At 72.3% G+C, this 1,967-nt stretch carries 3 protein-coding genes; all 3 read right to left on the bottom strand.

Translation table 11 applies throughout. The features are described from left to right. Positions 1–276 (bottom strand): hypothetical protein (locus VGR37_12775; GenBank protein ID HEV2148271.1); only part of this gene is annotated, 276 nt, incomplete at its 3' end. 259 nt (positions 277–535) lie between these two features. Continuing rightward, positions 536–1,015 carry a hypothetical protein gene (locus VGR37_12770; GenBank protein HEV2148270.1) on the bottom strand — a complete coding sequence of 160 codons (480 nt, stop codon included), beginning with the start codon at positions 1,013–1,015 and terminating at the stop codon, positions 536–538. A 92-nt stretch (positions 1,016–1,107) separates the two neighbouring features. Beyond that, positions 1,108–1,806 (bottom strand): hypothetical protein, encoded by a 699-nt coding sequence (locus VGR37_12765; GenBank protein HEV2148269.1) that lies wholly within the window; start codon positions 1,804–1,806, stop codon positions 1,108–1,110. Between the last annotated feature and the right edge of the window lie 161 nt (positions 1,807–1,967).

The raw sequence follows: 1,967 nt of genomic DNA, 5'->3' as shown, positions 1-1,967 counted from the left end.
GTCCGCCTCGGGAAGGCTGCTCGGCATGAAGGTGCCGTTGAGCCGCACGCCGAACGCCGGGCTCGCCCAGTACGTCGCGTGCGCGCCGAAGACCGGGCTCAGCCCCACCTGGTACCCCTCGTCCCTGATCTCGAACCAGCTGCTCGTCCATGCGCCCCCGGCGTAGATCCCGAGGTCGAACAGACTCGCCCGCCGATTCATCATGTCCTGCGCCTCAGCCTGCGTCGCGCCCGCCGCCAGAGCGGCCACCACTGCCACGCCCAGTGTTCGTTTCATCTGAGTCCTCTCCAGACCTGAGGTATGGAGCCGCCCACCCCACCGTCGGGGGGCGGTCCCCCGACTGGCACGCCGTACCGGCCGTACCTTCCACCACCACCGCGAGCCTCACAGGTCCCGCGAAGCAAGCACCACGAGCCGCACGACCTCCTTGTTCGGGTGATGGCCGGCCCGGTGCCGGCCGCTGCGCCGGCCGCCCTTCTCACCCACCCGGGACGACCGGCCGAACCGCGGGGTCACGGCCCCGCCCCACAACGCCTCACGAAGGAGGCGCCACGAACGCCGCCAGGATCGCACCCACCGCCGCGCCGTACACCACGTGCCCCGCGACGACCCCGGCCGGCGTCCCCCGCCCCCACCCCAGCCCGAGCCGGCCGGGCGGAGGGACCAAACCTGACCGTACACAAGCACTAATCGTACCAAGCAGCGGCAGGCCGGCCACCGCCAGCGCCCCGTGCACCAGCCCCAGCACCGCCCCGCGCCCGAAGGAGGGCCCGCCCAGCTGCCGCAGCAGCATCGCGTAGAGCCAGGCCGCCACGGTGGTGCCCAGCAGGAAGAGGAGCAGGAGGCCGACGACCTCGGTCAGGGGGAGGCGAGGGTTGCCGAAGAAGAGGCATCCCAGCTGGGACGCCGGACTGAACTCCGTCCACGCGAAGGTGCGGAAGACCCAGAAGCAGACCGCGGCGAAGGTGGTCGCCACGAATCCTGCCCACAGGATCGCGCTCCAGGTGATGGTCATCCGGCGTTTCCGGGTGCGAGTCGGTCAGGAAGGCGGTGGAAGTGCGCCCCCGGCGGTCCTCCCGCCCGGGGGCGTCGGGGCGGCCGGTCCGCTCAGGCGAGGGGCTCCGCGCGGACGGAAGCGGCCCCGGGCGGGGACGGCTGCTCCGGCGCGCGCCGCCCCCCCCGAACGTGCGACAGCGGGGGTAGGACCTCGTCCGCCACGGTGCGCAGCGCGCGGTTGAAGATCACGTCCGAGACCCCGTCCGGGATGGACATGGTGTCCAGGTACAGCTCCACCGCCTCGGGGAGCGCCACCTCGTCCGAGAGCGCCTTGGCGAAGATCAGCGAGTTCTCCACGTGGGTGGCGAACAGGTCGTCCTCCGCCCGCGCGGCCGCGAGGTTGATCCGGTGCCGGAGGTCCTCCTGCACCCGCCCGCGGATGCGCCGACGCACGCGCGAGAACACGGCGTCGAATCGCCCGTTGCCACCCGCTTCCTCGCCCTCGTCGTCGCGGTCCCCGCCGGAGTCGGCCAGGGCGTCCATGTCGAGCTCGTCCACCTCCGGGAGCCCGGAGCGCCTCCCGATCGCCGCGAGCGCGCGGCTTCCGACGTTGCGGGCCTGCTCGGGGGTGAGCCGCAGGATCCGGACGTAGATGTCGAGCGCGGAGTCGAAGGGGAGCTGGTCGGAGACCAGGTCCACCAGCGCGAGGACGTGGCGCACGTGGGTCGACAGGAGGCGCTCCTGGCAGACCGCGGTGGTGAGGTCGACCTGCCGCTGCGTCGCGCGGGACGAGTTCCGATTCAGTGCCACCTTGCGCCACCTCCCCCTGTGGTTCCGTCGTGACCGGGCTTGCTTGACGTGCCGCCGCCGGGCGGGGACGGGTCCTCCGCCGAGCCCCGGATCGTGCAATTTCCATTCCCTGCACCGGAGCACCCCATGACAAAAAAAGAAGCGGACCGCCGGGGCGGTCC

Source organism: Longimicrobiaceae bacterium (assembly GCA_035936415.1).
Classification (GTDB): Bacteria; Gemmatimonadota; Gemmatimonadetes; order Longimicrobiales; family Longimicrobiaceae; genus JAFAYN01.
The sequence above is the reverse complement of the archived record's forward strand: the minus strand, read 5'-3'. Positions and strand labels throughout refer to the sequence as shown.